Genomic DNA, 21,148 nt, shown 5'->3' on the forward strand with positions numbered 1-21,148 from the left:
GCGTCGGCGACCTCCGGAATGGGAAACTGGGGAGCTGCGAAGTCCATGACGGCTAATGTACTTGCATTATCTCGTATAATGCAAGTACATTAAATGCGATTTACGCATGAAAAACCCGCCTACGGTTGAGGGACCGGAAGCGGGCCAAAGAGGAAAATCACCTGTGGAAACAGCAGTATACGACACCAGCCGGGAAGTGTCCACCACCGGACCGGTGAAGGTCGGCGACTACTGGGCCTGTTCAGCCGGGTTCTCGACCGAGGACTTCGGCGATCCGGTCCCGGACGACGTCCAGCGCAGCCAAGTGGAGATGGTCAAATCGATCTTTGCTCGTTGTCGCCCGACGCGCACTGTGCAGCCCGATGAGTATCTGACCATTGGTTGGCTCAAGCATGATGTCGAGCGCTTGACGCGCCATGGCTACATCTCGCGCGGCGCGGTGTTGGTCGCGGCGTCAGAGATGGGCATCAACATCATTCCCGTTTTCGGTGAGGACGGCCCGGCTGACGAAGGCTTCGCGCCGGTCACCGCTTACATCTGCATCAACCGTCGCGACGTTGATCGCTTGCTGCGCGAGGTGCGCGCATGAACGAGAGCGCAGACACCGAAGAAAAGTTCTTGGCGCAACTCAAGCGCCGGACGTCGTTAATCGTGCAGTCGAATAACATGGCTCAGGTGATCGAGGAACTGATCAAGGATCACGAAACCGATCACGACATCCAATCATTTTGCGCAGCATTTCGCCGTCATACCCCGGCCGAAATCCACAAAATGATTGCCAATGCGCGCAAGACGCTTGCGATCTCGGAGCATATGTCGCGCGGCCAGATGCGCGCAACACCGTATCGCTGGACGCCGCCAGAGCAAATTCCGATGCGGGAGTTTCTTTACGGCAAGCATCTCATCCGTGAATATGTCAGCGCCACGATTGCGCCTGGCGGCCTCGGTAAATCGTCGCTGATCATTTCCGAAATGCTCTCGACGGTCTCGGGTCGGGCGTTGCTCGGCGTCACTTCCGAACAGCTCCGCGTCTGGTATTTCAATCTTGAAGATCCTGCCATGGAGACGACGCGTCGCATCCAAGCCACTGCCAAATACTTCAAGCTCACGGAAAACGACATCGGCGACCGGTTGTTTATCAACCATGGCCGTGAACGCCCCCTCGTCATCGCCAAGACGGAAGGCCGTGACACCGTGATCTGCGCGCCTGTCGTTGACGCCTTGATCGCGGAGATCAAGGCGCGCGGCATCGACGTTGTGATCGTCGATCCGTTTATTTCGTCGCATAAGGTTCCTGAGAACGACAACAATGCCATCGATATGGTGGTGAAGGAATGGGGCAAAGTCGCCGACCAGGGTAATTGCGCTGTTGAGCTCGTCCATCACGTTCGGAAGGGCGAACAAGAGGTCACGGTGCAAAGCGCGCGCGGCGGCGTCGCTTTGACTGATGGTTGTCGCTCGGTTCGCGTGCTCAATCGGATGACCGAGGCCGAAGCCAAGAATGCAGGCGTCGATCAGCATCGGTCGTATTTCACAGCCTATGCCGACAAGGCCAACCTGACCAAGCCAGCCGACAAGCGGGATTGGTTCAAGCTGGTTTCGGTCGATCTCGACAATAACCCGCTGAACCGTCTCAGCGGCAACCCGTTCGGTGATCTGAACGGCGACGATATCGGTGTAGCGACCCGGTGGGAATGGCCGGACTTGCTGGCTGGGGTCACCGGATCGGACTTCGAGCGGTGCGCTCAGGCGATCAAGGCAGGCCAATGGCGCGCCGACCAGCGGGCGAATAGCTGGGTTGGCATCGCGATTGCCAAAACAATGGGCCTCAGCCTTGCCGACAAGAAAGACCGCGCCAAGGTCGTTGCGTTGATCAAGACGTGGCGTGAAACCGGCGCTTTGATCGAGGTCGAGAAGCAGGCCGCGAACCGGCAGATGAAGAAGTTCATCGAGGTGGCCGACGACGACTGAGGGATGCTGATTGCTCCAGTTGCTCTAGTTGGCCGGAGCAGAACTGGAGCAAGTGGAACAACTGATCTGCTCCGCTCCAGTTAAATCCCTTTAGGGATTAACTGGAAGTGGAGCAGCCGAGGATCGGTCGGAATGACTGGAGCAGATCGGGGGGCGTCGGGATGAAGCGCCAAGGTGCGTCGGGGAACTGGACCCTTTGGGTCGCGAAGTTATGATGGTAGGCTCTCTGAGCATGTGACTTCAGGCCACCATTAGGCCCCCGCCACATTTTGGCGGCCTAGTTTCTGGGGGGTGACAGTGACAGTGAAGCAGCGAGTATTCGATCTAATCGTTGCGCGGCCCGACCTCACCGAGGCGGAAATTGCCGAGCGCCTGTTTGGAGGAAGTGGGTATCAGCAGAGGGTCAACCCAGTTTGCCGAGAGTTGGTGCGCGAACTGTGGGTTGAGCGTCGGGGTAGTGGCGGGCCGGGCGATCCGTTCCGCTACCGCCGCCGTCGAATCTTGCGAGCCGGGTGAGCCAGACCGTGGCAAATTCAATGCCGCGCCTTCCGAACCCCAATCCCGTTCGTCCCGGTCCCGGTCCTGCACAGCGACTGCGCAGCTTGCAGCGTCGTTTCCGTGCGGTATCGGCGCGCCATGATCGCACCAGTAAGCTGCGGTGGGCTATGACGGCATTGATCGCAATCGCTGCGATTTTGGTTGCCTATCCGGCTATTGGGCTCCTTGTTTCGAGTTCTTGGCCGATCACGACAACGCTCAGACATATTGCGTCCGCCCCCAACTGTGATTTTGCCCGCTTGGTCGGCTTGGCACCCGCTAGACGGGGGGAGCCCGGCTATTGGAAACACCACGACCGCGACGGGGATGGAATTGCTTGCGAGCCGTGGATGCGCCGCTCGTGACGCCCAAGTTCACAAGTCGGTGAGAGCCTTTGATGGAATTCTTCGGCGACTGTATTAATAGGGGCAGCAATGGTGCTGCGCTTCAAGACAGGAGCGCCACATGGCGACGAGAGCCAGCTACGAGGAAAAGTACGGGGCAAATGCTCACACTGTCCTGTCCAGCAAGAACCAAGTGGCGGCGGCTGGAAGATGGGATGACGAAGAAAAGATCAGCGCCGAACGTGCCCGCCATTACAAGCTAATGGAAAGCCTGCCCAAATAGACGGACTGCCAGATTGTCAGCGCGGCCCCGGCAAGGGGCCGCGCCGCTTCCGTGGCGTGGGTCCTCTGCCACAACAACAAATGCGGTTGCGGCCGCAGCCCCCGGTAGGGCTAGGCCCAGAAATTTCCAAGAGGGTTGAGGTTTAAATTCCCAGGTAACGTGGTGGATCAGAAATCCCCGTAACTGTGCCGTCACAGCGGTTACCCGAACCAGATTTTGTATACCATCTCTCTTTCAGTGGTTCCGGCGAGCGCGTCGCGACCTTCAATCGCCATCAGCCGTTCATCAAGGGAAAGCAAGCTAATTGGCGTTTGATAAAGCCCCGGCGGCCAAGGCACCTCAATCAATCGTCCCATAGCCTTGATTATCCACGACACGTACGTAGGCCCATCACCATCGACTGTTTCGAAGCCGCGCGAAACGATGCCCATTAGGAGACCGTGCTTGTCGATTGCTGCGCCTCCACTCATGCCGCCGAGCGAGCCGCAGTTCAGTTCAATCACCGGATAGGGCATCAATACTCGATCTCTCTTAGGGTAGACGGCTGTAACAGTTCCGACCGATGTCAACATATGACCAGCAAATTGGTCGCCCCCGGGCTCTTCCACGAGCGTTTCGCTGCGAAATCCTACGATATGCAGCTCCTCTCCGTTCTTCGGCGCGCGGGTAGTTAAGCCCATCCGAGAGTACTGTCGGTCTTCTGGAATTTTTGAGGATGCTGCTAACGATAGCAGCGTTATGTCGTCGTCTTCACAATAGGAGAACTTTACAACTCTCCAAAGCTCCAGCGTCGTTCCTCTAACACCTAGACAATAAGGAACAACCGCCCCTTTCTGTAAGTCATCGAGATCGTCCGAGAAAATGTGGCTCGCCGTGATCGCAATGCCCGGGGCAACCATCACGGCGGTGCCTGTCATTCTGCTCGAATTGGCTGACTTCAGGACAACACCGAGGATGGCCCCATCAAAGAACTCCCAATTGTTGACCGATTGGGGGCGACTATTCGCGTTGGAGCCTCCGAAAGAAATCAAACTGAAGGTTACGCTGGCCCCTACCGGCTGATCCCTCAACGGGTCAGATGAGACTACACCGCTTGCCGATTTTCCGACTTGGTCCGAGAGCGGCTTTTCTGGATGTGACATGGTGCTTCAAATTCCGCCCACGATGCTTAGAGGCCAAGTTGAGAACTCCTTGTGGATGTTCTCAAAGTGCAAGTCGCGAAGTCTTTACTGGCTTTTGATACGATCCTACAACCACGGCGCGAGGGATTAAAACGAACAGGATGTGGATATGGCTTGCGAAGACTTGGTAGCTGGATGTTTTGCGGGGGACTTAGCGCCGTTCGGCGTTCATCCCCTCGATGAGGAGCGCGCGCTAGAGTACATGATCTGCTGTAGAAAAAATCAGATGAGCTGGGCGCAAGCGGCCGAGCAGATAACGAACTACCTTCAAGGCAAGGGCTGTACGCCGGAGCGAATTGTTTCCGATTTGGAAATGGCCCGCCAGAAGCTCCAGCCTTGGCTGGATTAACAACGTAGTGCGATCACATTGCGAGCTTAATGACGGCCGCATCGTCCTGCCAGCCTAGGGCCAGAAAGTTTCATCAATCCCTGAAGCGGCGGCCCGGCCGCCGCCCTTCTCATCGCGCTCCAATTTCAATTTTTACGCTCCAAACGATAGTGCTGGTTCACTTCAGCATTTCTGCATCCACCAAAATCGCAGTGGCACTCGACGAGTTTATCGCGGTCATCAGTGACCCACGCTCGAAAGCCGTTCAGACCAAGCGGGTTCACGGGTCGGACGTGGTTGTGAACTAAGAAATGATCGGCGGGAAGTTTGGTCGCGGGGAGAAAATCGCCGCAATAAACTGCGTGCTTCGTCGGGCCGGTATATGTTTCCAGCTCTTTAGCGCTAGGCGGTGCGCCCCATGCACTTTCGAATAATCGGTGATAGCGCTCACGCTCAACAACCCATGTGACCTGATCATCTTCAACGTGAAGTAAGTGGCGTTTGAGGCGCTTGATCCGGTGTTCGAGAGGGAGTCCTCGCGTTTGAGCGAATGCGGCGAGTACTTGGGCTTCAGTTGGGCGCGACATTGCATCTCCTCACAGGTTGGTTGAGCGCACGATGGCGCGTCTTCTGAACTCCCGTGGGAAACCAGAAGCGTTGCGGGTCAAAACTATGCATGCCGCAGCAATGCTGCGTGCAGCTCAGTCATGTTTGGGAAGCTGTTTCCGGCTAAAACGCCGTGAGACCGTGCTTGCCTAGGCTCGGCCGTTGAAGCGCAACGCTTCGTGATGCGCCCTGAGTGGGCGCAGTATCGAAAAGCTGCCGACGCCAGCTAAGCAGATGATCGCAGGCGAGCCAAGCGGTCCGAAACGGCCTGTGAGTTGCGGGGATAATACCCTACCTCCGCCGCACCATTAGATGCAGATGACGCGCTTACCCCGCTCGCTGCATCTCAAACGATGTTTTTCTCCGCCGCCAAATCGGCAAATCTCTGGAGTATTTGGCGCAAATCACCCGGCTCTTTCTTTAGGTGAGGGTACACCCTGACGGCTTCTTGATCGAACTTTTGGCAGTCCGGCACATTGAGCAAATTCATAGAACGGAGAGCCGGATCGAAACAACTGAGCAATCGTTCTTGGATCATCTTAACGCGCGTTAAGCGGATTGCCTCGCTCGTATCTGGGTCTTTGGAAACAAGCTCGATTGCATCTCTCAGAACAGAGAGACGAAAATAAAACTGTGTCACGGCAAGCAGTATCTCAGCGTCGAGCAATCCGAGCTTCCCCGCTACAGCGGGCAGCACCAGAGGGAGTGACGGCAGAAATTTGGCGTCTTCACGTTCAATCTTTCTCGCGAAGTTCCTCCATGGAACGATGTAGTCGTTCGCACATCGTGCAACTCGATCGACGATCTCGGCATAGAGACTTGCTCTCATAGCTTCGATCTCTTTTTTCTGCCGCCTGTTATCGTGATAGGTGACGGCGCCAACGCTGATCACACCACCGAGAACCGTGCCCACCAGTCCGCTCAGGCCCGTAACGATACCTGTGGCGAAGTAGGTTGCCGCTAAAGCTGTAAGTGTGCCCCCGGCCAGAAAAGCCATTGTTGTGAAAAAAATGCATGTCTTGCCGATGGAAGCTAAGCTGCCTCGTCGGCGATCTAATTTCCTTCATGCTCGCGTGCCTCTGCTTGAGGGCATAGAGACTATCATGGTCAGGCGGGGAGGGCTCATCAGCGCAGTCTGACGGTTCGGACAATCCCCGAAAGCCGTTTGCGCTCAATGAGGTAGATAGGACGAATTTGTCCGAATGGTCCTTGAAAGTATTCAGCCGCCGAAACCCTTCCAAGCTGAATACGAGGGTTCGATTCCCTTCACCCGCTCCAGTCCTTCCCAAACTTTCCCAAAAATTCCGTAAACAACCGAAATACATAGACTTTTCAGGCTGCGTTTGATACGTGTATTCTCAAGAAACGTCCAACAAAACGTCCAACATTTCGTCCAACACGTTTTTGAGAATGCCCGATTTTCTCACCCGCCGTCATGGCACCTGGCAGTTCGTTCGTCGCGTACCGATCGAGTTCGCGAAGCTCGACCGTCGTGGTGTCATCAAGCATTCCACACGCATCAAGATCGCCGATGATCGTGCTGGACGACGTGCCGTTCGAGTCGCGCAGCAGCTCAATGAGCAACTCGAAATCTTCTGGAAGGGACTCGCCAACGGACATCGCACAGAGCAGCTCCACGGCTATGAGTCCGCGCGGCAGCGCACGCGCTTATTGGGATTTGAGTACATCGAACACGACGAACTGCTTCGTCGGCCGCCGGAGGCTCGTTTGCAGCGCCTGGAGGCCCTCGTCGCAAAGGGAGTGGCTGACGATAGTGCAACCCGTGCAGCTTTGTTCGGGGCTGAAAAGAAACCAGCCTTCATGCTGTCCGATCTCTTTACCGAATACGAAGCCATGACCAAGGACGAGGTGAGGGATCTTTCACCCGATCAGCTCCGTATCTGGCGGAATGGCCGCTCGCGGGCCGTCGAACGGTTCGTGAAGATTGCCAAAGACAAGCCCATCAATGAGATCATCGAAGAGGACGGCATCAATTATTGCGAATGGTGGCGTGGCCGCATCATTGCTGAAGAGGCCGAGCCCAAGACGGCCAACAAGGATATTGGCCAGCTAAGCCGGATGCTGAAGGAGGTCAGCGTTCGACGGCGGCTCAACCTGCCTGATATTTTCAAGGGACTGCGGCTGAAGGGTGAAATCGAACGGCCGCGGGTGCCCTATGAAACGGAGTTCGTTCAGAAGCGCCTGCTTGCGAAGGGCGCGCTGGATGGTTTGAACGAGGATGCCCGCCTGGTCTTGTACGTGGTGGCTGATACTGGCTTGCGGCCTTCAGAGGTCGTGAACCTCCAGGAAGACGCGATCATTCTGAAGGGGCCGATACCGCACGTGAAGATCCTGCCGGAAGGACGTCGCCTCAAGACGGCTGACTCGCAGCGAGAGATACCGCTGGTGGGTGCTGCGCTCGCCGCTATGAAAAAGCGGCCGCAGGGCTTCCCGCGCTATCGAGACAAGTCTTCCAACCTTTCCGCCACGTTGAATAAGTATCTTCAGGAGAATGGGCTGCGGCCGACCAAAGAACACACGGTCTACTCCCTGCGACACAGCTTCAAGGATCGACTGATTGCGGCTGAAGCCCCGGATAGCCTCATCGACAGTCTCATGGGCCATAAGACCTATAAGCCGAAGTACGGAAAAGGCCCGTCTCTCGAATTGAAGCTCAAGTATCTTCAGCGGATCGCTTTCAAAGCCCCGGCGGCACTGTAAGCCATCAGTCGACGGCGGGCGCGCGCCTTGGTGTCCTCCTTGTCCTTCAGTTCCTGAAGCTCTGCTTCGAACTTCTCGTACATGGGGAGCCAGAAATCGCCATCCTGCTCGATGAAATAAGCGAGCAGCACCAGAGCGCGCTCTATGCGCTCGATCATGGTAAGCTGGGATGTCTGCTCGGTTCGCATGTGCTGCCGTCTGGTCGTTTAAACCAGCGTACAACTCAACAGCGAATGGCGTTCTCGCAATCATTGGGAAACGGCCGGCGCTCCCAACCTTTCCCATTCCGTTCTAATTTTTCAGGTCCCTCATTTGCTCGATCGGCAAGTGGGAATATCTCCCTGGGGGCTGGATGCTAGTTGCGCTTAATGGGGTCGTATTGTTAGACGCGCCGCTTCGGCCTCTATTCGTAACGGAAGCTCATCAAGCGATGACACGACACGCTCGGAGAATTTCACTCGATGCTTGATAAGAAGATCGCTGAAGGCCCTGTCTCCGCGCCATAGATCGACATGCGGCAGATAGCTCGTGTGAATGAAATCAATTGCATCGGAGCGTTTGATCGGGCGCGCCTCGCGATGAAAAGCGAAGAGAATTTGCGCCGCGATCAGCGCCCCTTCCTCTCCGAGCATGTCCTTCCAGGCCGGCACCTGCCTTGACAACTCCTCCGGTGATAAGGTTTCGGCACGAAATGTCTTGAGTTCCGTCTTTATTTTAGATAGCTCCGCACGACCGTCAGGTGACAATGCTTGTTCACCCTCTAACGCAAGAGCGTCGTCTATTCTCCTGCGCAGATCGTCTTCATTGCTTAGCATGCTTCGTAGATCTTCAAGCATGATGCAAATTTTTGCCGAGAGTGCATCGCGACGTTCTGCAATCGGATCGCCACGGTCATAGAGATCGAAATAGGTCGCATAAACTGAAACTGGGTCTGTGATATGAAAGCGAAGTTTGGCGTTTGCCGCTTGACGTGTCATGTCTTCGGACAAGTAACGGGCCAAATCCCCGTCCGTCGCGAAGTCGCGCGCAAACAAAAGTGGCCACCGTCGTCCGTGGAGCTGGCTTGCATGTGATGAGCAATCCCTAATCCATGCAGCCAGATACTTCCGGTCCGAATGCACGCGCCTTTCAAAGTTACTTGAAGCAGGATGATTGATGACTTCGGATATTAGGTGCTCCAGGACATTCTCGATCTCAATTTCTTCGAGTTCGACGTGTGGCACCCACAAACCATCGTTCGAAAAGCGAGCTCCCCGTCCGAGATCGCTGGGATAGGGCAATGCATTTCGCCCGCACAGTTCGCTCAACATGCGAGCGCGCTCCATTCGGTCGGCGCGATGTTCTTGGCTAGCCTTTTGCAGCAGTTCGAAAACCACATGATAAGATAAGCCAATTTCGACCTGTCCAGCGCGGACTAGGTTCCTTAGGATACCTCGGACTTGCTCCGCAGACGAGCCCGAGGGAGCACGGTACATCCTCGCGTAATCCGATGTATCGAGATGAAGTCGTACCGGGCGCATGCTGCAAGCCTAGGGTCGAGTCTCAAGCCTGTCGAGGTTGGCCAATCCACGTATGTTAAGGGCATTGTATTGCCAACGTGGCAGCCATCTGCCTTTAGCTCCGTCCAAAGAATAGGTCTGCGCCAATTGCTCTAGCTCCGCCTTGTCTTTGACGCCGATCGCAGGAGCGAGTTTTGAAAAATAGCGCTTGGACTCGGATCGCGCAAAAAGTTCGAACGGAGGACGAAACCGGAATGTCGAGTACATGAGCGTCTCTGGATACCAATGGTCGTAGCTTCCCGTGAAGGTCGTTGCTCGTAGAAACAAAATGAAATCACCGGCCATGAGCTGCGCGAATGGAATGCCAGTTGTATGGCTACGCTGTTCTAGGAGGTCGGCCCTCAGCGAAACACGACGTAGTTCGACTTCCTTGGGGCGCAGCGCTTCCAGGGGACTCCAGATGATCGAGTACGGCTGCATCGCCTCATCGTCGCGATGCTCACTACTTCGGATAAAGAAACGCAGTTCGATTAGCTCATTTACGACATCAAAGCGCTCATATTTGAGTAGGATCCCGACAGTGTACAGGAATAGCTCGTGGATGATGAATTTGAAGTTGTCCCAATCCCAAGTCCGATAAGAAGTGACGTTTTCCGGTCGCGACATGAATGGAATGATCTGCTCAAAAAAGCGCTGCAGCGACCTTGCTGTCTCCGATCCGGCCTGCGGCGCGGTAGTCATCAAGACTTCGATGAACTCATTTCGATACGGTAGAAATTTTTCAATGCTGTCGAGAGTTGCCTGGGGGAAGTCAGACGAAGAGGGGTCGACGTAGAAGTCCTTAAAAGCGGTGACCAGCGTGCCAAGAAAGCTATCGAGCGAACTCGTCGATAGAGAGAGCTGGCCTAGCGCCTCAGTGGAGGCATTCTCGACGGCTCGTTTCGCTCTGCTGCGTGCCAAATCTATCGGTTGATCTTCTTTCAGGAACACCGGCATCTTCCCGACAGCCGGCTTAACATAGAGCGGCTTGTCGTAGAGCCATCGAAGAAGCTGTTCGAAATTTGACCCATACAGTGCTTCGGTCATTAGGATATACACGCGGGACGTAAAGAAGCGAGGTAGATAAGGTTCGCCGTTTTCGTCGACCTCGGGCACGATTGCGACGAATTTGGTTTGGTCGGTCTTGTTGTAAATCTCCGCTGACATGATTTGGGATTCGGTGCCGACGCCGCCTGCTCGCTTGTCGGCCTTATCCGCGTATTTTTTATCGCATATAACCAGTACCTTGGTGACTTTTGGATCGGTCACCATCGACTCCATGTAAGCATGCGCGTCCTGTCCCTCGCGCAGGTCCCACTTGTCGAGGCGAACCTCGATACCGTTGTGTACCAGCTCTGTTGCAAGCTCCATCACCCATTGCTCGTGCTTGGGGGAGCTCCAGCAGTATGAAATGAAGGCAACTGGATTTGACATTGCTGGTCTCTTAACGGGTTCGCAGAAGGTCAAAGGGGCCGCGGGACTGTGTGGCGCGCCGTTCTACATCTTCGTGCAGGCGCGGATGCTCATCGTCGAAGAAACCCATATTTCGCAATGCGCGTATGACTTCGTCCCAAGTCAATTCGTCCGGCCAACTGTCCTGTCGTCGCCGAGCATAGTTGAATCCGGACGACCCGCCTGCGTAGATGATCGTACCGTCGACGATGCTCCGCTCCAGATCACTTCGGACGATAACCCGCGATCGCGACGGATCGTGATTGTCTTGCAGTATGCCGCGCAAACGAGAATCGTGGATCTGAATCATCGCGACGGTGGATGCAATCACATCGACGCTCATTTCATCGGAGTACTCGATGAATTCGGAGAATGACTTTAAGGTTTCAGACGGCAGCGGCTTTACGAAATCAACTTGTACGACGTCAAAGGGCAGGGTTTCTTGATCGCACTGCGTGATCAGTGTTTGCAAAGCCTTTGCGGTCTGTTCTGCATAAGCACCCACTTGGGCCAATGCGAGTGGCAACATCGCTCTTAGAGCAGTCTGCTTTTGTCGGCGTCTTCGTGTTTCCAGCTTTTCACTGTGGGCCAAGGAACGATTGGTGTTCCAATATGCGATGGTGGCCGCAACCACCGCGACGCTTGCGCCGATCAATGTTTGCCAACCTTGTAGCCACTTGGCAAATCCGTCCGGCAAAGGTCCAAAAATGCCGAGCCACACTGTAACTAGCACAATTAGGATCAATAGAATTGGGAACCACGGGTCACGCATGTGTTGTCGCTAAGCCCGGCCGTCACGGGCTGTTCTCCCGGCGATCTGTCTCGTCACGGTATCTGACGGCAGTCAGAACATGACTTGATCTCGCGGTGTGAATGATAAGTTTGTTGCGGTGATATTTCTGAGCTCGTCCGAAAAGAAGCATTTGATGCCTGGTCCGCTTGTTCGGCCGCCTGTGCGATCGTAGGCCCAGAAATATTCGAACCCGCGGTTGTCTTTCTTGCGAACCTTGAATTCGATCTTAGAGTCTGACTCAAAATTGCATTGCTGTTTTTATGGCTGCGATGCGCCTTGTCATGAGTTGGACGGAGGCGAGGAAGAGCCAGGCAGTTGCGCTTTCGATGGTTCGCTCGAAGTCCTTGGCCAATCTGCGGTTGCGGCCGAGCCAGGCGAAGGTTCGTTCGACCACCCAGCGGCGCGGAAGCACCTCGAAGCCCTGTGCGGCATCGGAGCGCTTGATGATCTCGACAGTCCACCGGCCGATCTTTCCCAGCACCGCCTTGAGCTTTCCGCCGGCATAGCCGCCATCGGCGAAGATATGGCGCAGCCAGGGGAAGCGGTAGCGAATGCTGCACAGGACATCTGGCGCGCCATCGCGATCCTGGACGTCGGCAGCGTGAACGATCGCGCCGACCAGGAGCCCTTGGGTGTCGGTGACGATGTGGCGCTTTCGACCCTTGATCTTCTTCCCCGCGTCGTAGCCGCGAGGGCCGCCACCTTCGGTGGTCTTGACCGATTGGCTGTCGATCACACCAGCCGTCGGCGAGGCCTCCCGGCCGATCGCCTCGCGCGCCAGCATCAGGAGTGCGTGGTTGATCGATTGCCACAATCCGCTGTCCCGCCATTGGTAGAAATAGTACTGCACCGTGGTCATTGGTGGAAACAGAGTGGGCGGCAGCATGCGCCACGGCAACCCGCCGCGCAGCAGATAGAGCACTGCCTCGACGATGTCCCGATAGCTCCATTTCGGGCGCCGCCCGCGCTTGGCCCGCACAGGAAGCAACCTCTCCAGCACGACCCATTCCGCATCCGTCAAGTCGCTTGGCAAACGCAGCTCCTCTCGGGCAAACTGTGCCCGAGTGATATCAGTCCACATTCTCGATCCCTTTGATGCTTCGCAACACCAATGGAATCAGAACTCGCTGATATCACTCAACTTATTTTTCGGTCGGACACTTATAGGGCTCCATCAACCGCCGGACGCCGTGATACTCCGCTTCGATCATGGTTCGTGACCGACCCGCTTCGATAATGATTTGGCGTGCGCCAGGAATGAAGCTTCCACCGTAAGCGAATGCTCTAGAAACGGGACGTCTAATACCGCCAGTGGGACCTGCCATAGCCGGCTCGAGCAACCCGAAGAGGTCCTCAATCAGTGCGGCAAAGCGACCCTGGATCATGTCAAAACTGATGCGGCTTGCCCTAGGCGTCACAAGATCGTCCCAAAGGCTGCGGAAGAGTTGAAGCGGAACAGCGAGCAATTGCGTTCGCGCCTGCTGGGCTTCAGCGTCGTAGATCGATTTCTTTAGAAACGTGCGCACCACCTCGGCACGACTGACCGGGAAGTCTTTGCTGAAGACGATCGAGTAGAACAGGTCGAAGAGATCCTGGGCCTTGCGCCGGAAGAGCAAGGTGGTCAGTTTCGAGGCCAGAAGTTCTTCAAGCTTCTGACAACGGATTGATCCCGAGCAGGCGATCTGGTCGGAATAAGGATGCAGCAGCGGCCGCGTCTGGATCGGCAGGTATGGCTTTTCAAATTCGCTGATATCGAGGTGAGAGCGCAGGGTCACACTCTCTTCTGCATAGAATCCCTTGAAGTACACCCGCACTTCCAGGGCGTGGACATCGGGAATCTTCAACTGCTTTTCTGCAACGCGGGTCCGGTCCATGACGAACTGAACGCCGCTGCCGGCTTTGGCTGCTTCGAGAACCTCGTTCAGGTCAGCATGGAGCTGGGGTTCGTCGAGGGCGGTCTCGCAGGAAAAGTCCAGGTCCTTGGAATATCGCGTACCGGGCAAATAGCCTTTGCGAATGCCATTGCCTCCTTTGAGAACCAGAAGGTTCGAAAGTCGCTGATGCGCAAAAATTTCGCGCAAGAGCCAGCCATGGACGTAGTCACGCTCGACATTCTGCGGGGAGATATCCAGCTCGGCGGCTTTTTGCTCGATTTCGGTATCGGTAATCATTGAGTTGGAAATCGTCTGTCCTGATCAGCAAATCGGGTGACCAAGACTGGCTCGGTTCGGCCCATTTCGCTTGTAAGCAGGAACTGTAGCAACTTAAGCGAAATTGTTCTATCTTTGTTCGGCTTTCAGCTTTGTGCCATCGGGGTTTTCCCCCTTTTTCACCCTTTAAAGCAGCGACCAAAAGCATTTGGTTTACATATCATCAAAAATATCAATTGTCGGTTGATCTGCGGATCCATCTTCGAACTGGAGATTGGTTTGAAGTTGTGCTATTATATCAAGTATGGATAGACAAAAAAGCCAACTCTTAAACCAGCTCGATAAGCTCCTTCCCGAAGGGTTGGTGGTCGATTCTGCTTGGCTCAAGCGGCAGGGCTATTCCACCCAGCTCCAACATCTCTATGTGCAGCGCGGTTGGCTTGAACAGCCAGCCCGAGGGGTCTTCCGGCGGCCACGCTATGAACTGAGCTGGCAGCAAGTGGTGATATCCCTTCAAGGCATCCTGAATTATTCACCGCTCGTTCTGGGCGGACGTACGGCGCTCGAATTGCAAGGATACGCTCATTACCTGCCGCAAGCGACGACCCGTGTTCATCTCTACGGCCCCAAGTCGCCGCCATCCTGGGTCGATAAGCTGCCGCTGTCCGTCAAGTTCGTCTACCATAATGACCGGCGGCTCTTCAAAAACGATCCCGTCTCGAAAGGCATAAGTAGCGTCCGCTGGAATGTCGAAACCGGAAAGATGACGGACGTCACGGCCTTTCGGGGAGGCGACGTCGCTCAACTGAATTGGGGGCAATGGGACTGGTCTCTGACCTTGTCAACGCCTGAGCGCGCCGTTTTCGAGCTGCTCGACGAATTGCCAAACAACGAGAGCTTCGAACAGGTTGATGCCCTGCTCGGTGGCCTTGCCAACCTTCGGCCGGACCGCCTGCAGAAGCTTCTGAAGGATTGCGCAAGCGTAAAGGTCAAGCGTCTCTTCTTCTATTTTGCCGATCGTCACAACCATGCCTGGCTCAAACGGCTTAACAAGGAAGCCGTCGATCTCGGACACGGCAAACGCATGCTCGTGAAAGGTGGCGTTCTCGACCCGACCTATCAGATAACGGTGCCGGGAGAGCTCGATGGCGTTCGCTGACGTCTACAAAAAACAGGTCGCGCTGCTGTTGCGCCTTCTCCCGCTTGTCACCGAGGAGAAGTGTTTCGCCCTGAAAGGGGGCACCGCGATCAATCTTTTTGTCCGCGACATGCCACGCCTCTCCGTCGATATCGATCTGACCTATGTTCCTGTCGCGCCGCGAGCTGAATCACTTGCCGACATTGATGAGGCCATGAAGCGCATCGTTGCGAAGATAAAAGACAAAATTCCCGGCGCGCAGGTCCATGAGACCCGAAAAGAGGGGACGATCGTCAAACTCGTGGTTCGCTCGCAGAACGTCCAGATCAAGATTGAAGTCACGCCTGTGCTGCGGGGCTGCGTCTTCGAGCCGGTCCTGACTTCGGTGCGTCCCGCCGTTGAGGAGGAATTCGGATTCGCTGAGGCTCGTACCGTCTCTTTTGCAGACCTCTATGGCGGAAAGATCGTTGCCGCTTTAGATCGCCAGCATCCGCGTGATCTGTTCGATATTCGCGATCTTCTTGCCAATGAAGGTATCACCGATGAACTCCGCAAGGCCTTCATCGTCTATCTCTTGAGCCATGACCGGCCGATGTTCGAGGTGCTTGGCTCGCCTCAAAAAGACATCAGCGATGAATTCCTTCACGGCTTCGAAGGGATGACGGATCAGCCCATTTTGAAGTATAACCTTATTGCGGCGCGCAACACCCTAATTCAAGAAATTGTCGGCAACATGCCAGAGGCTCACCGGAAATTTCTCGTATCGTTCGAACGCGGCGAGCCCGATTGGGACCTCCTCGGCATACCCGCAGCGGCCGAATTGCCGGCCGTCAAGTGGCGTCAGCAGAATCTCGACAAGCTGTCCAAGGAAAAGCGCGCGGAGCTCGTTGTGGCTCTGGAAAAGGTTCTCTTCAAATAAGCCTCGCACCCAGCTTACCGACGCGACATGCCTTTCAGCTCCTTGCGACGCTCTGCCATAAGATGTCGTGCTTCGGCCGTATCGAAACCGGCTTGTTCGAGCTGTTGGATCGTCCCCGATAGCGCGGCGATCTGAGCCTGAATCTGAAGCAGCCTGATGGGGCGCTGCTCTTGCACCCTGATGTACCCGCTGAGCAGCGACTTCCGCGCGCGCAGCATTCCCCCCAATCTGAAGATGGGCAGTTTCGAAGTCTCTGCCAGATAATAGACTTTGCGCCGAAGCTCCCGTGATCCAAACAGGTATTCAGCGATCGCGGCTGCGCCCTCCAACATGTCATTGCCGTATTCGTCGGGGCTGTCGCTCTTCGGGTCCATTTGTCCTCCCAATTGCTGTTGATCCATCCCTTGCGACTGCAAAGGACATCCCCGGGGGAGATAGGTCGGAGTATTCGCTTGAACCTAGCTGGCCGGTCTCTTGGGTGAACTGCCGAAAACAGGTAACTCCGCGATCTTTGCCCGCCTCTGGTCTCAAAGAGCGGGCTTGGGGAAGGCTCCTATTGTCTTTTTTTGGTAGCCCCAAAGTCAATTTAAAAAGCTGCGATTTCAAAAGGTTACAAAACATTCCGATGAAATGCGTTGCTGACATACACCGGTATCGCGAGCGGTGACGCTGGCTCATGCCCGGTTATGCAGTCGTCATTCTTCTGCTGCGACATCGAGGCGGCTGCTTTGATCTTCCGTCGCCCGGTCGAAAGGCAGCGTCAATTGTGAGCGAAACTCAAAAAGCGGCAGCATGCACAGATGAAAGATCAACCAGCAGCCATAGATCGCATCATCACCATAAGGGTCGCCGTCGCTCAGCAAGCCGTGCGAAAGCCGGTTGCGGAGATTGGGGCCCATCTTCTTCAGGAACACATTTTCAATATCCGCGACGATCGAATCGCCGAATATCGAAACCAGCTCGGTCCGCATTTGCTCGAAGAGCGACGAGATCGTACGGTCTTCCTGCGTCTTGGTTGCGTCATTCAGTTTCGTGACGTCATATCCGGAGTTCTTAAGAACATGGCGGAGCGATTGCTCGAGAAGAGGTGTCAGGACGTAGACTGCGCTGACAAAGTCGCCCTGGAAGAAACGGGTGAATCCGCGGCTATAGCTCATCACAAGATTGCGCGGCACGAATGGGCTATGCGCGAGCAAATCCGCGAGCATATCGTCGGAGATATAATGATCCGCCACTATCCTCCGACGCGCGACCTCAATTTTTCCCGACGCCGCATGGTGTCGCCGAATATTTTCGCCCAAAGCAACCTGACGCTCGATGGCGGAGGCATCTGTACCATCGCCAAACCCGGCGCCTGCACTCCGGTGAACGACTTTGCCCTCGCGATCATGGTGCGAGCTGCCAAAGAGCGACGACAACGGGTGTTCCCGGATAGCCTCTCTTGCTTCCTGCTCGAGGTCGGCAGGATCGGGTGATCGGGCGAGCGCAGCGAAAGAAAATAGCTTGTCGCGCAGCAACGGATGTTGCATTTGCTGCTCCGTCCACCGGGCGATCTCCTCAAGATCGGTAGGGATCGTAAAACCCGACATCTCATCCACGATGCCGGCTTGAACGTCGATCAAACGGTGCCGCAACTCTTTGCGCCGATCCTTCTTGCCGGGCACCCCATGCAACTCGGCTATCGCTTCGGTCAGCGTCTGCGAGGCTATAATTGCCATTGGCTGATTGGCGGCTATGTCGACGAGTTGCTCAGCGGCCGCCGACTGCGAGCGGTGCTGATCTTCGGTTTTCTTGGCAATGCGATAGGCCCGCGCCGCCATGCGCCAGAGATTGACAATCGTGTGCGGGTCGGAGCCATCGGGAAGTCTGCCGATGAGCGCTTCGATTTGACCGCCGATCTCGCCAGCGTCGCCAACACCAAAATCGAGGGCAAGATGGCCGAACCACAGCGACGGCACCATCAAGCCTTGCCCGAAAGCCTTCATCCTCAATCTCGTCACGATATCGCGCGCTGCCGCCGGGCCTGGCTTGTCGGCCCCGATCGCGCGGCCGATCAGGAGAGCGCGTCGCAACAGGTCACGGGCTTCGAATGTGAGTACCCCTCGATCATTTTCGCCACGAAACCGAAGTTCGCCCGCTTCGACTTTCGCGACGATGTCCGCGTAGGCTTCGGCGGCTATGGCCGCGAGCTGGGCGTTGCGATCGATGACCCAGCCGATATCCGCGAGCCGCGCGCGAAGGACCGGGTGTCTGGCGTGGAGGGCCATCTCGGCCATGACCTCGGCAGGCGGACCGCGAAAATCGATCGGCAGGGCGGTGCGAAGGCCATCGGATCGAACCATCATCGCCCCAAAGGGCTCATTGGGTTCGCTTGACCGAAACATCATGCCAGTAGCCGCCGCCAGCATATGGAAAAGGCGGGTAGAAGGTGTATCCGGCAGTTCGCCATTCGGACCGATAGCCCCCACAGCCGCTCGGAAAAGATCCGATAGCTTCGCGCTATCCGCGCTGTCTGATTTCTCGACGGGATCTTCGAAGTCAACACCAGCCAAATCGGCCAAGGTAGCCCGCGCCCACAGTACTGGTTGCGGGCTAGCCTCGCCTTCGTCGGTCGCAGCATTGCCGGCTGTTGTATCGTCCATGATCTTCTCGTTGTCGGTTTATGTTCGCGCAAAGGTTGATCGAGATATCATGTGGGAAGCCATAGGTAAGCGGTCAAGGCGCGTCCGCTGACCGCGGATCAGGCTTTACGCCACCGCTATCGCGGATGTCGCCGAGCCAGGTTGTCTCGGCCCTGCGGGTCACAATCCTTCGCGCAAAGTCTGATGCGCTCCTCGCCGGGGGCACTCGGAAAAGGGGCTCGCCTTCCTCCTACGCCAAGGCTTCGGAGGACAAGTCGGCGACCGCTATCACTGCCCATCCAGTCGGGTGCCGCTGTTGAACCGATCTCGTCGCTACACTCGTCCCGCGTGCCCCTTCGGGTCGCTATGCTCACGCGGCCCGGGTGCCATTTCAGTTGCGGCGATGCGCGTTCGCGCACGCCGGGTCGGGGCCTGCGGCCCCCGGGCCGTCAAGGCCAAGCCCCTCATGAAGAATGAGGGGCGAAAAACGGCGGCCGTGTAGTCGCCGCGTTGCGGCTCCGGCCCGCACCAAGCCCGCTCGTTTTCCGGCCTGTGACGGCCCACCCCTGCTCATCGGCGCTGGCCTAGTTCCGGTTGCATGCGCAACCGGCAAGCCAGGAGGCAAAGATGAGAACCGATGTTTATCAGAAGATCACCGATCACATTGTTCGCGAACTCGAGAAAGGCGTGCGGCCCTGGCACCAGCCGTGGAAGGTCGAGCACAGTGCAGGACGCATTACGCGGCCCCTGCGCGGCAACGGCGTTCCCTATCAGGGCATCAATGTTCTGATGCTGTGGTCCGCCGCTGTCGAAAAAGGCTATGCCGCCCCGATCTGGATGACCTTCCGGCAGGCGAAAGAACTTGGTGCGCATGTGCGCAAGGGCGAGGAAGGTTCGCTGGTCGTTTATGCCGACAAGATTATTCGCAGCGAGACCAACGCCGAGACTGGCGAAGAAGCCGAACACGCCATTCCTTTCATGAAGGGCTACACGGTCTTCAATGTCGAGCAGATCGAAGGCTTGCCGTCTCACTACTATGCGCAGCCCGAACGACGACCGGAGTCCGTGGAACGTATTGCACACGCCGAGGCCTTCTTCGCCGCGACCGGCGCCAGCATCGTGCATGGCGGCAGCAAGGCTTGCTATGTGACTTCGACCGACAACATCCGCATGCCCTGCATCGACTTCTTCGAGAGCGCCGAAAGCTACTACGCGACGCTCGCGCACGAATGCTCGCATTGGACAAAGCACGAAAAGCGTCTCAACCGCGATTTTGGCCGCAAGCGCTTTGGTGATGAAGGTTACGCGATGGAGGAATTGGTGGCCGAGCTCGGCGCCGCGTTTCTTTCCGCCGATCTCGGTTTGACACCCGAGGTGAGGGACGAACACGCCGCCTATATCGGTTCGTGGATCAAAGCACTCAAGAATGACAAGCGCGCGATCTTTGCGGCTGCCTCGCACGCCCAGCGCGCGGCGGATTTCTTGAACGAGTTGCAGAAGCCGCAGGATGTCGCCGAACATGAGGCCGCGTGAGGTGCACGATTGGGCTACCAACCATTCCCAATCGTTCCGCTTCGATTCCCAATCCTTTCGGTCCGGTCGTGGCCTGTTTTTCGGTAGACCGGAATCTACTCAACCCGAACCAAGGAGATCCTATGACAGTCATCACCATCGGCAAGAAACTTGTACCGCTCGCACATGTTGCGTTCGTCGAGCCATTCGATCCGGCGGCCAATCCGGAATTCAAGCCGGAGAAAGCCTTCAAGGCGCGGCTCGTCCTGCTTAATCGCGATATCGTTCTCACCGAGCAGACGCCGCAGGAATTCGCGAGCGACCACGGCCTTCATCTGTTCATGGAAGACTGTGTTGCCGTGAACCGGGCGATCGTGTTCCGGGTCGAAACGTTCGAGCCGACCGAGAGCTTCAATCCGGCAAAGCCCTACAAGACGCGCCTCAAATGGCGCGATCTTGCCGGCGGCGAGCAGAGCAAACTTCTGCTGACCACGCCGGAAACCATCATCGCCGAACTCCTTGGCGCCAAGGAAGAGTTGGCCAAGGCGGCGAAGCGTCCGGCGCGGCGGCCAGCAAGAGGCCGGAATGGATCGCACCGGATGGAAGCGTTCCGAGGCTGATATTGTGACCCTTCGGAACGGTGCAGATCACCCCCGCCAAGCAAATTGGCGGGGGTTTTCGCATCCTAGGGACAACGCTCGGTTGAGCACCAAAGGTAAATAGTGCAATCTCCGCAAGCTTACAGCTGGAGGTGGTGGTGACGACCGTGTTTGCAAGCGAAGCTGTTCTTAGAAGGGTTGCCAAAAGCTTTGTCGAACTTGGTTATGCCACCGCAGGCATTCCGGGCAAGGATCGCTCAGCTGCGAAAAGTGAGCTTCAGGCGCTTTGTCCAAATGCTGAGGTTCACTATGTCTTTGCCGGTGATGACCTGTTTGTCGACGCCAAGCGATGGCCAAAGACTCATCACGCCTGGAAACACTTCGCGGCTGAGCTAGCCAGCGATCCGAGCGTTACGCCCGTGGTACACGGGATATCGCCTGTGACGGACGGCTAG

General features: G+C 56.4%; 22 protein-coding genes. 11 read left to right on the top strand and 11 right to left on the bottom strand.

The window, feature by feature from the left end:
• Positions 1-106: 106 nt before the first annotated feature.
• The 4 genes from NLM33_RS46500 (at position 107) to NLM33_RS46515 (ending at position 3,135) form a co-directional block, all read left to right on the top strand.
• Positions 107-589, top strand: a complete 483-nt coding sequence (locus tag NLM33_RS46500) for a hypothetical protein (RefSeq protein ID WP_254105569.1) — start codon at positions 107-109, stop codon at positions 587-589.
• A 29-nt stretch (positions 590-618) separates the two neighbouring features.
• Entirely contained in the window at positions 619-1,971 is a 1,353-nt protein-coding gene (locus NLM33_RS46505; RefSeq protein WP_254105570.1) for an AAA family ATPase, read from the top strand.
• Between the two features lie 665 nt (positions 1,972-2,636).
• The gene (locus NLM33_RS46510) at positions 2,637-2,873 is read left to right on the top strand and encodes an excalibur calcium-binding domain-containing protein (protein ID WP_254105571.1); all 237 of its coding nucleotides are present in this window, start codon (positions 2,637-2,639) and stop codon (positions 2,871-2,873) included.
• A gap of 100 nt (positions 2,874-2,973) precedes the next feature.
• On the top strand, positions 2,974-3,135 hold the full coding sequence (locus NLM33_RS46515; protein WP_254105572.1) for a hypothetical protein: 162 nt from the start codon (positions 2,974-2,976) through the stop codon (positions 3,133-3,135).
• Positions 3,136-3,335: 200 nt separating this feature from the next.
• Here NLM33_RS46515 and NLM33_RS46520 read toward each other — a convergent pair whose 3' ends face one another.
• Entirely contained in the window at positions 3,336-4,277 is a 942-nt protein-coding gene (locus NLM33_RS46520) for a serine protease (RefSeq protein ID WP_254105573.1), read from the bottom strand.
• Positions 4,278-4,425: 148 nt separating this feature from the next.
• Here NLM33_RS46520 and NLM33_RS46525 point away from each other — a divergent pair, with 148 nt between their 5' ends.
• Positions 4,426-4,665 carry a hypothetical protein gene (locus NLM33_RS46525; RefSeq protein WP_254105574.1) on the top strand — a complete coding sequence of 80 codons (240 nt, stop codon included), beginning with the start codon at positions 4,426-4,428 and terminating at the stop codon, positions 4,663-4,665.
• Between the two features lie 125 nt (positions 4,666-4,790).
• On the opposite strand, the gene NLM33_RS46530 is transcribed toward NLM33_RS46525, so the two are convergent.
• Complete coding sequence (locus tag NLM33_RS46530) at positions 4,791-5,231, bottom strand: hypothetical protein (RefSeq protein ID WP_254105575.1); 441 nt, start codon at positions 5,229-5,231, stop codon at positions 4,791-4,793.
• A gap of 365 nt (positions 5,232-5,596) precedes the next feature.
• Entirely contained in the window at positions 5,597-6,247 is a 651-nt protein-coding gene (locus tag NLM33_RS46535; RefSeq protein ID WP_254105576.1) for a hypothetical protein, read from the bottom strand.
• A 413-nt stretch (positions 6,248-6,660) separates the two neighbouring features.
• Between NLM33_RS46535 and NLM33_RS46540 the strand changes: the two genes are divergently transcribed.
• The gene (locus NLM33_RS46540) at positions 6,661-7,971 is read left to right on the top strand and encodes a tyrosine-type recombinase/integrase (protein WP_254105577.1); all 1,311 of its coding nucleotides are present in this window, start codon (positions 6,661-6,663) and stop codon (positions 7,969-7,971) included.
• On the opposite strand, the gene NLM33_RS46545 is transcribed toward NLM33_RS46540, so the two are convergent.
• The 6 genes from NLM33_RS46545 to NLM33_RS46570 form a co-directional block, all read right to left on the bottom strand.
• Positions 7,935-8,129: a hypothetical protein gene (locus tag NLM33_RS46545; protein ID WP_254105578.1), complete on the bottom strand. Its 195-nt coding sequence runs from the start codon at positions 8,127-8,129 to the stop codon at positions 7,935-7,937. The genes NLM33_RS46540 and NLM33_RS46545 overlap by 37 nt on opposite strands.
• A gap of 207 nt (positions 8,130-8,336) precedes the next feature.
• Positions 8,337-9,281: a hypothetical protein gene (locus NLM33_RS46550; RefSeq protein ID WP_254105579.1), complete on the bottom strand. Its 945-nt coding sequence runs from the start codon at positions 9,279-9,281 to the stop codon at positions 8,337-8,339.
• A 219-nt stretch (positions 9,282-9,500) separates the two neighbouring features.
• Complete coding sequence (locus NLM33_RS46555; RefSeq protein ID WP_254105580.1) at positions 9,501-10,943, bottom strand: SEFIR domain-containing protein; 1,443 nt, start codon at positions 10,941-10,943, stop codon at positions 9,501-9,503.
• Between the two features lie 10 nt (positions 10,944-10,953).
• Positions 10,954-11,733, bottom strand: a complete 780-nt coding sequence (locus tag NLM33_RS46560) for a hypothetical protein (protein WP_254105581.1) — start codon at positions 11,731-11,733, stop codon at positions 10,954-10,956.
• A 259-nt stretch (positions 11,734-11,992) separates the two neighbouring features.
• The gene (locus NLM33_RS46565) at positions 11,993-12,835 is read right to left on the bottom strand and encodes an IS5 family transposase (protein WP_254099474.1); all 843 of its coding nucleotides are present in this window, start codon (positions 12,833-12,835) and stop codon (positions 11,993-11,995) included.
• Positions 12,836-12,896: 61 nt separating this feature from the next.
• On the bottom strand, positions 12,897-13,925 hold the full coding sequence (locus tag NLM33_RS46570) for a nucleotidyl transferase AbiEii/AbiGii toxin family protein (RefSeq protein ID WP_254105582.1): 1,029 nt from the start codon (positions 13,923-13,925) through the stop codon (positions 12,897-12,899).
• Positions 13,926-14,208: 283 nt separating this feature from the next.
• Here NLM33_RS46570 and NLM33_RS46575 point away from each other — a divergent pair, with 283 nt between their 5' ends.
• On the top strand, positions 14,209-15,063 hold the full coding sequence (locus tag NLM33_RS46575) for a type IV toxin-antitoxin system AbiEi family antitoxin domain-containing protein (protein WP_254105583.1): 855 nt from the start codon (positions 14,209-14,211) through the stop codon (positions 15,061-15,063).
• Positions 15,050-15,961, top strand: coding sequence for a nucleotidyl transferase AbiEii/AbiGii toxin family protein (locus tag NLM33_RS46580; RefSeq protein WP_254105584.1), 912 nt, complete (start codon positions 15,050-15,052; stop codon positions 15,959-15,961). Before NLM33_RS46575 ends, NLM33_RS46580 begins: the two co-directional genes overlap by 14 nt.
• Positions 15,962-15,975: 14 nt before the next feature.
• Here NLM33_RS46580 and NLM33_RS46585 read toward each other — a convergent pair whose 3' ends face one another.
• Both NLM33_RS46585 and NLM33_RS46590 read right to left on the bottom strand, forming a co-directional pair.
• The gene (locus tag NLM33_RS46585; protein ID WP_254105585.1) at positions 15,976-16,335 is read right to left on the bottom strand and encodes a hypothetical protein; all 360 of its coding nucleotides are present in this window, start codon (positions 16,333-16,335) and stop codon (positions 15,976-15,978) included.
• Between the two features lie 321 nt (positions 16,336-16,656).
• A complete protein-coding gene (locus NLM33_RS46590) occupies positions 16,657-18,603 on the bottom strand; it encodes a DUF4209 domain-containing protein (RefSeq protein WP_254105586.1) in 1,947 nt (648 codons plus the stop codon).
• A gap of 606 nt (positions 18,604-19,209) precedes the next feature.
• On the opposite strand from NLM33_RS46590, the gene NLM33_RS46595 reads away from it, so the two are divergent.
• From NLM33_RS46595 to NLM33_RS46605, 3 genes are all read left to right on the top strand, one after another.
• A complete protein-coding gene (locus NLM33_RS46595) occupies positions 19,210-20,115 on the top strand; it encodes an ArdC family protein (protein ID WP_254105587.1) in 906 nt (301 codons plus the stop codon).
• A 122-nt stretch (positions 20,116-20,237) separates the two neighbouring features.
• Complete coding sequence (locus NLM33_RS46600; RefSeq protein WP_254105588.1) at positions 20,238-20,714, top strand: hypothetical protein; 477 nt, start codon at positions 20,238-20,240, stop codon at positions 20,712-20,714.
• Between the two features lie 137 nt (positions 20,715-20,851).
• The gene (locus NLM33_RS46605; RefSeq protein WP_254105589.1) at positions 20,852-21,148 is read left to right on the top strand and encodes a hypothetical protein; all 297 of its coding nucleotides are present in this window, start codon (positions 20,852-20,854) and stop codon (positions 21,146-21,148) included.

Source organism: Bradyrhizobium sp. CCGUVB1N3, from assembly GCF_024199925.1.
Lineage (GTDB): Bacteria > Pseudomonadota > Alphaproteobacteria > Rhizobiales > Xanthobacteraceae > Bradyrhizobium.

What these genes read in the sequence shown, in the direction of transcription:
- NLM33_RS46500 (WP_254105569.1), top strand. Translation starts at nt 107, where the DNA reads ATGAAAAACCCGCCTACGGTTGAGGGACCGGAAGCGGGCCAAAGAGGA.
- NLM33_RS46510 (WP_254105571.1), top strand. Translation starts at nt 2,637, where the DNA reads ATGACGGCATTGATCGCAATCGCTGCGATTTTGGTTGCCTATCCGGCT.
- NLM33_RS46515 (WP_254105572.1), top strand. Translation starts at nt 2,974, where the DNA reads ATGGCGACGAGAGCCAGCTACGAGGAAAAGTACGGGGCAAATGCTCAC.
- NLM33_RS46520 (WP_254105573.1), bottom strand. Translation starts at nt 4,277, where the DNA reads ATGTCACATCCAGAAAAGCCGCTCTCGGACCAAGTCGGAAAATCGGCA.
- NLM33_RS46525 (WP_254105574.1), top strand. Translation starts at nt 4,426, where the DNA reads ATGGCTTGCGAAGACTTGGTAGCTGGATGTTTTGCGGGGGACTTAGCG.
- NLM33_RS46530 (WP_254105575.1), bottom strand. Translation starts at nt 5,231, where the DNA reads ATGTCGCGCCCAACTGAAGCCCAAGTACTCGCCGCATTCGCTCAAACG.
- NLM33_RS46535 (WP_254105576.1), bottom strand. Translation starts at nt 6,247, where the DNA reads ATGGCTTTTCTGGCCGGGGGCACACTTACAGCTTTAGCGGCAACCTAC.
- NLM33_RS46540 (WP_254105577.1), top strand. Translation starts at nt 6,661, where the DNA reads ATGCCCGATTTTCTCACCCGCCGTCATGGCACCTGGCAGTTCGTTCGT.
- NLM33_RS46545 (WP_254105578.1), bottom strand. Translation starts at nt 8,129, where the DNA reads ATGATCGAGCGCATAGAGCGCGCTCTGGTGCTGCTCGCTTATTTCATC.
- NLM33_RS46550 (WP_254105579.1), bottom strand. Translation starts at nt 9,281, where the DNA reads ATGTTGAGCGAACTGTGCGGGCGAAATGCATTGCCCTATCCCAGCGAT.
- NLM33_RS46555 (WP_254105580.1), bottom strand. Translation starts at nt 10,943, where the DNA reads ATGTCAAATCCAGTTGCCTTCATTTCATACTGCTGGAGCTCCCCCAAG.
- NLM33_RS46560 (WP_254105581.1), bottom strand. Translation starts at nt 11,733, where the DNA reads ATGCGTGACCCGTGGTTCCCAATTCTATTGATCCTAATTGTGCTAGTT.
- NLM33_RS46565 (WP_254099474.1), bottom strand. Translation starts at nt 12,835, where the DNA reads ATGTGGACTGATATCACTCGGGCACAGTTTGCCCGAGAGGAGCTGCGT.
- NLM33_RS46570 (WP_254105582.1), bottom strand. Translation starts at nt 13,925, where the DNA reads ATGATTACCGATACCGAAATCGAGCAAAAAGCCGCCGAGCTGGATATC.
- NLM33_RS46575 (WP_254105583.1), top strand. Translation starts at nt 14,209, where the DNA reads ATGGATAGACAAAAAAGCCAACTCTTAAACCAGCTCGATAAGCTCCTT.
- NLM33_RS46580 (WP_254105584.1), top strand. Translation starts at nt 15,050, where the DNA reads ATGGCGTTCGCTGACGTCTACAAAAAACAGGTCGCGCTGCTGTTGCGC.
- NLM33_RS46585 (WP_254105585.1), bottom strand. Translation starts at nt 16,335, where the DNA reads ATGGACCCGAAGAGCGACAGCCCCGACGAATACGGCAATGACATGTTG.
- NLM33_RS46590 (WP_254105586.1), bottom strand. Translation starts at nt 18,603, where the DNA reads ATGGACGATACAACAGCCGGCAATGCTGCGACCGACGAAGGCGAGGCT.
- NLM33_RS46595 (WP_254105587.1), top strand. Translation starts at nt 19,210, where the DNA reads ATGAGAACCGATGTTTATCAGAAGATCACCGATCACATTGTTCGCGAA.
- NLM33_RS46600 (WP_254105588.1), top strand. Translation starts at nt 20,238, where the DNA reads ATGACAGTCATCACCATCGGCAAGAAACTTGTACCGCTCGCACATGTT.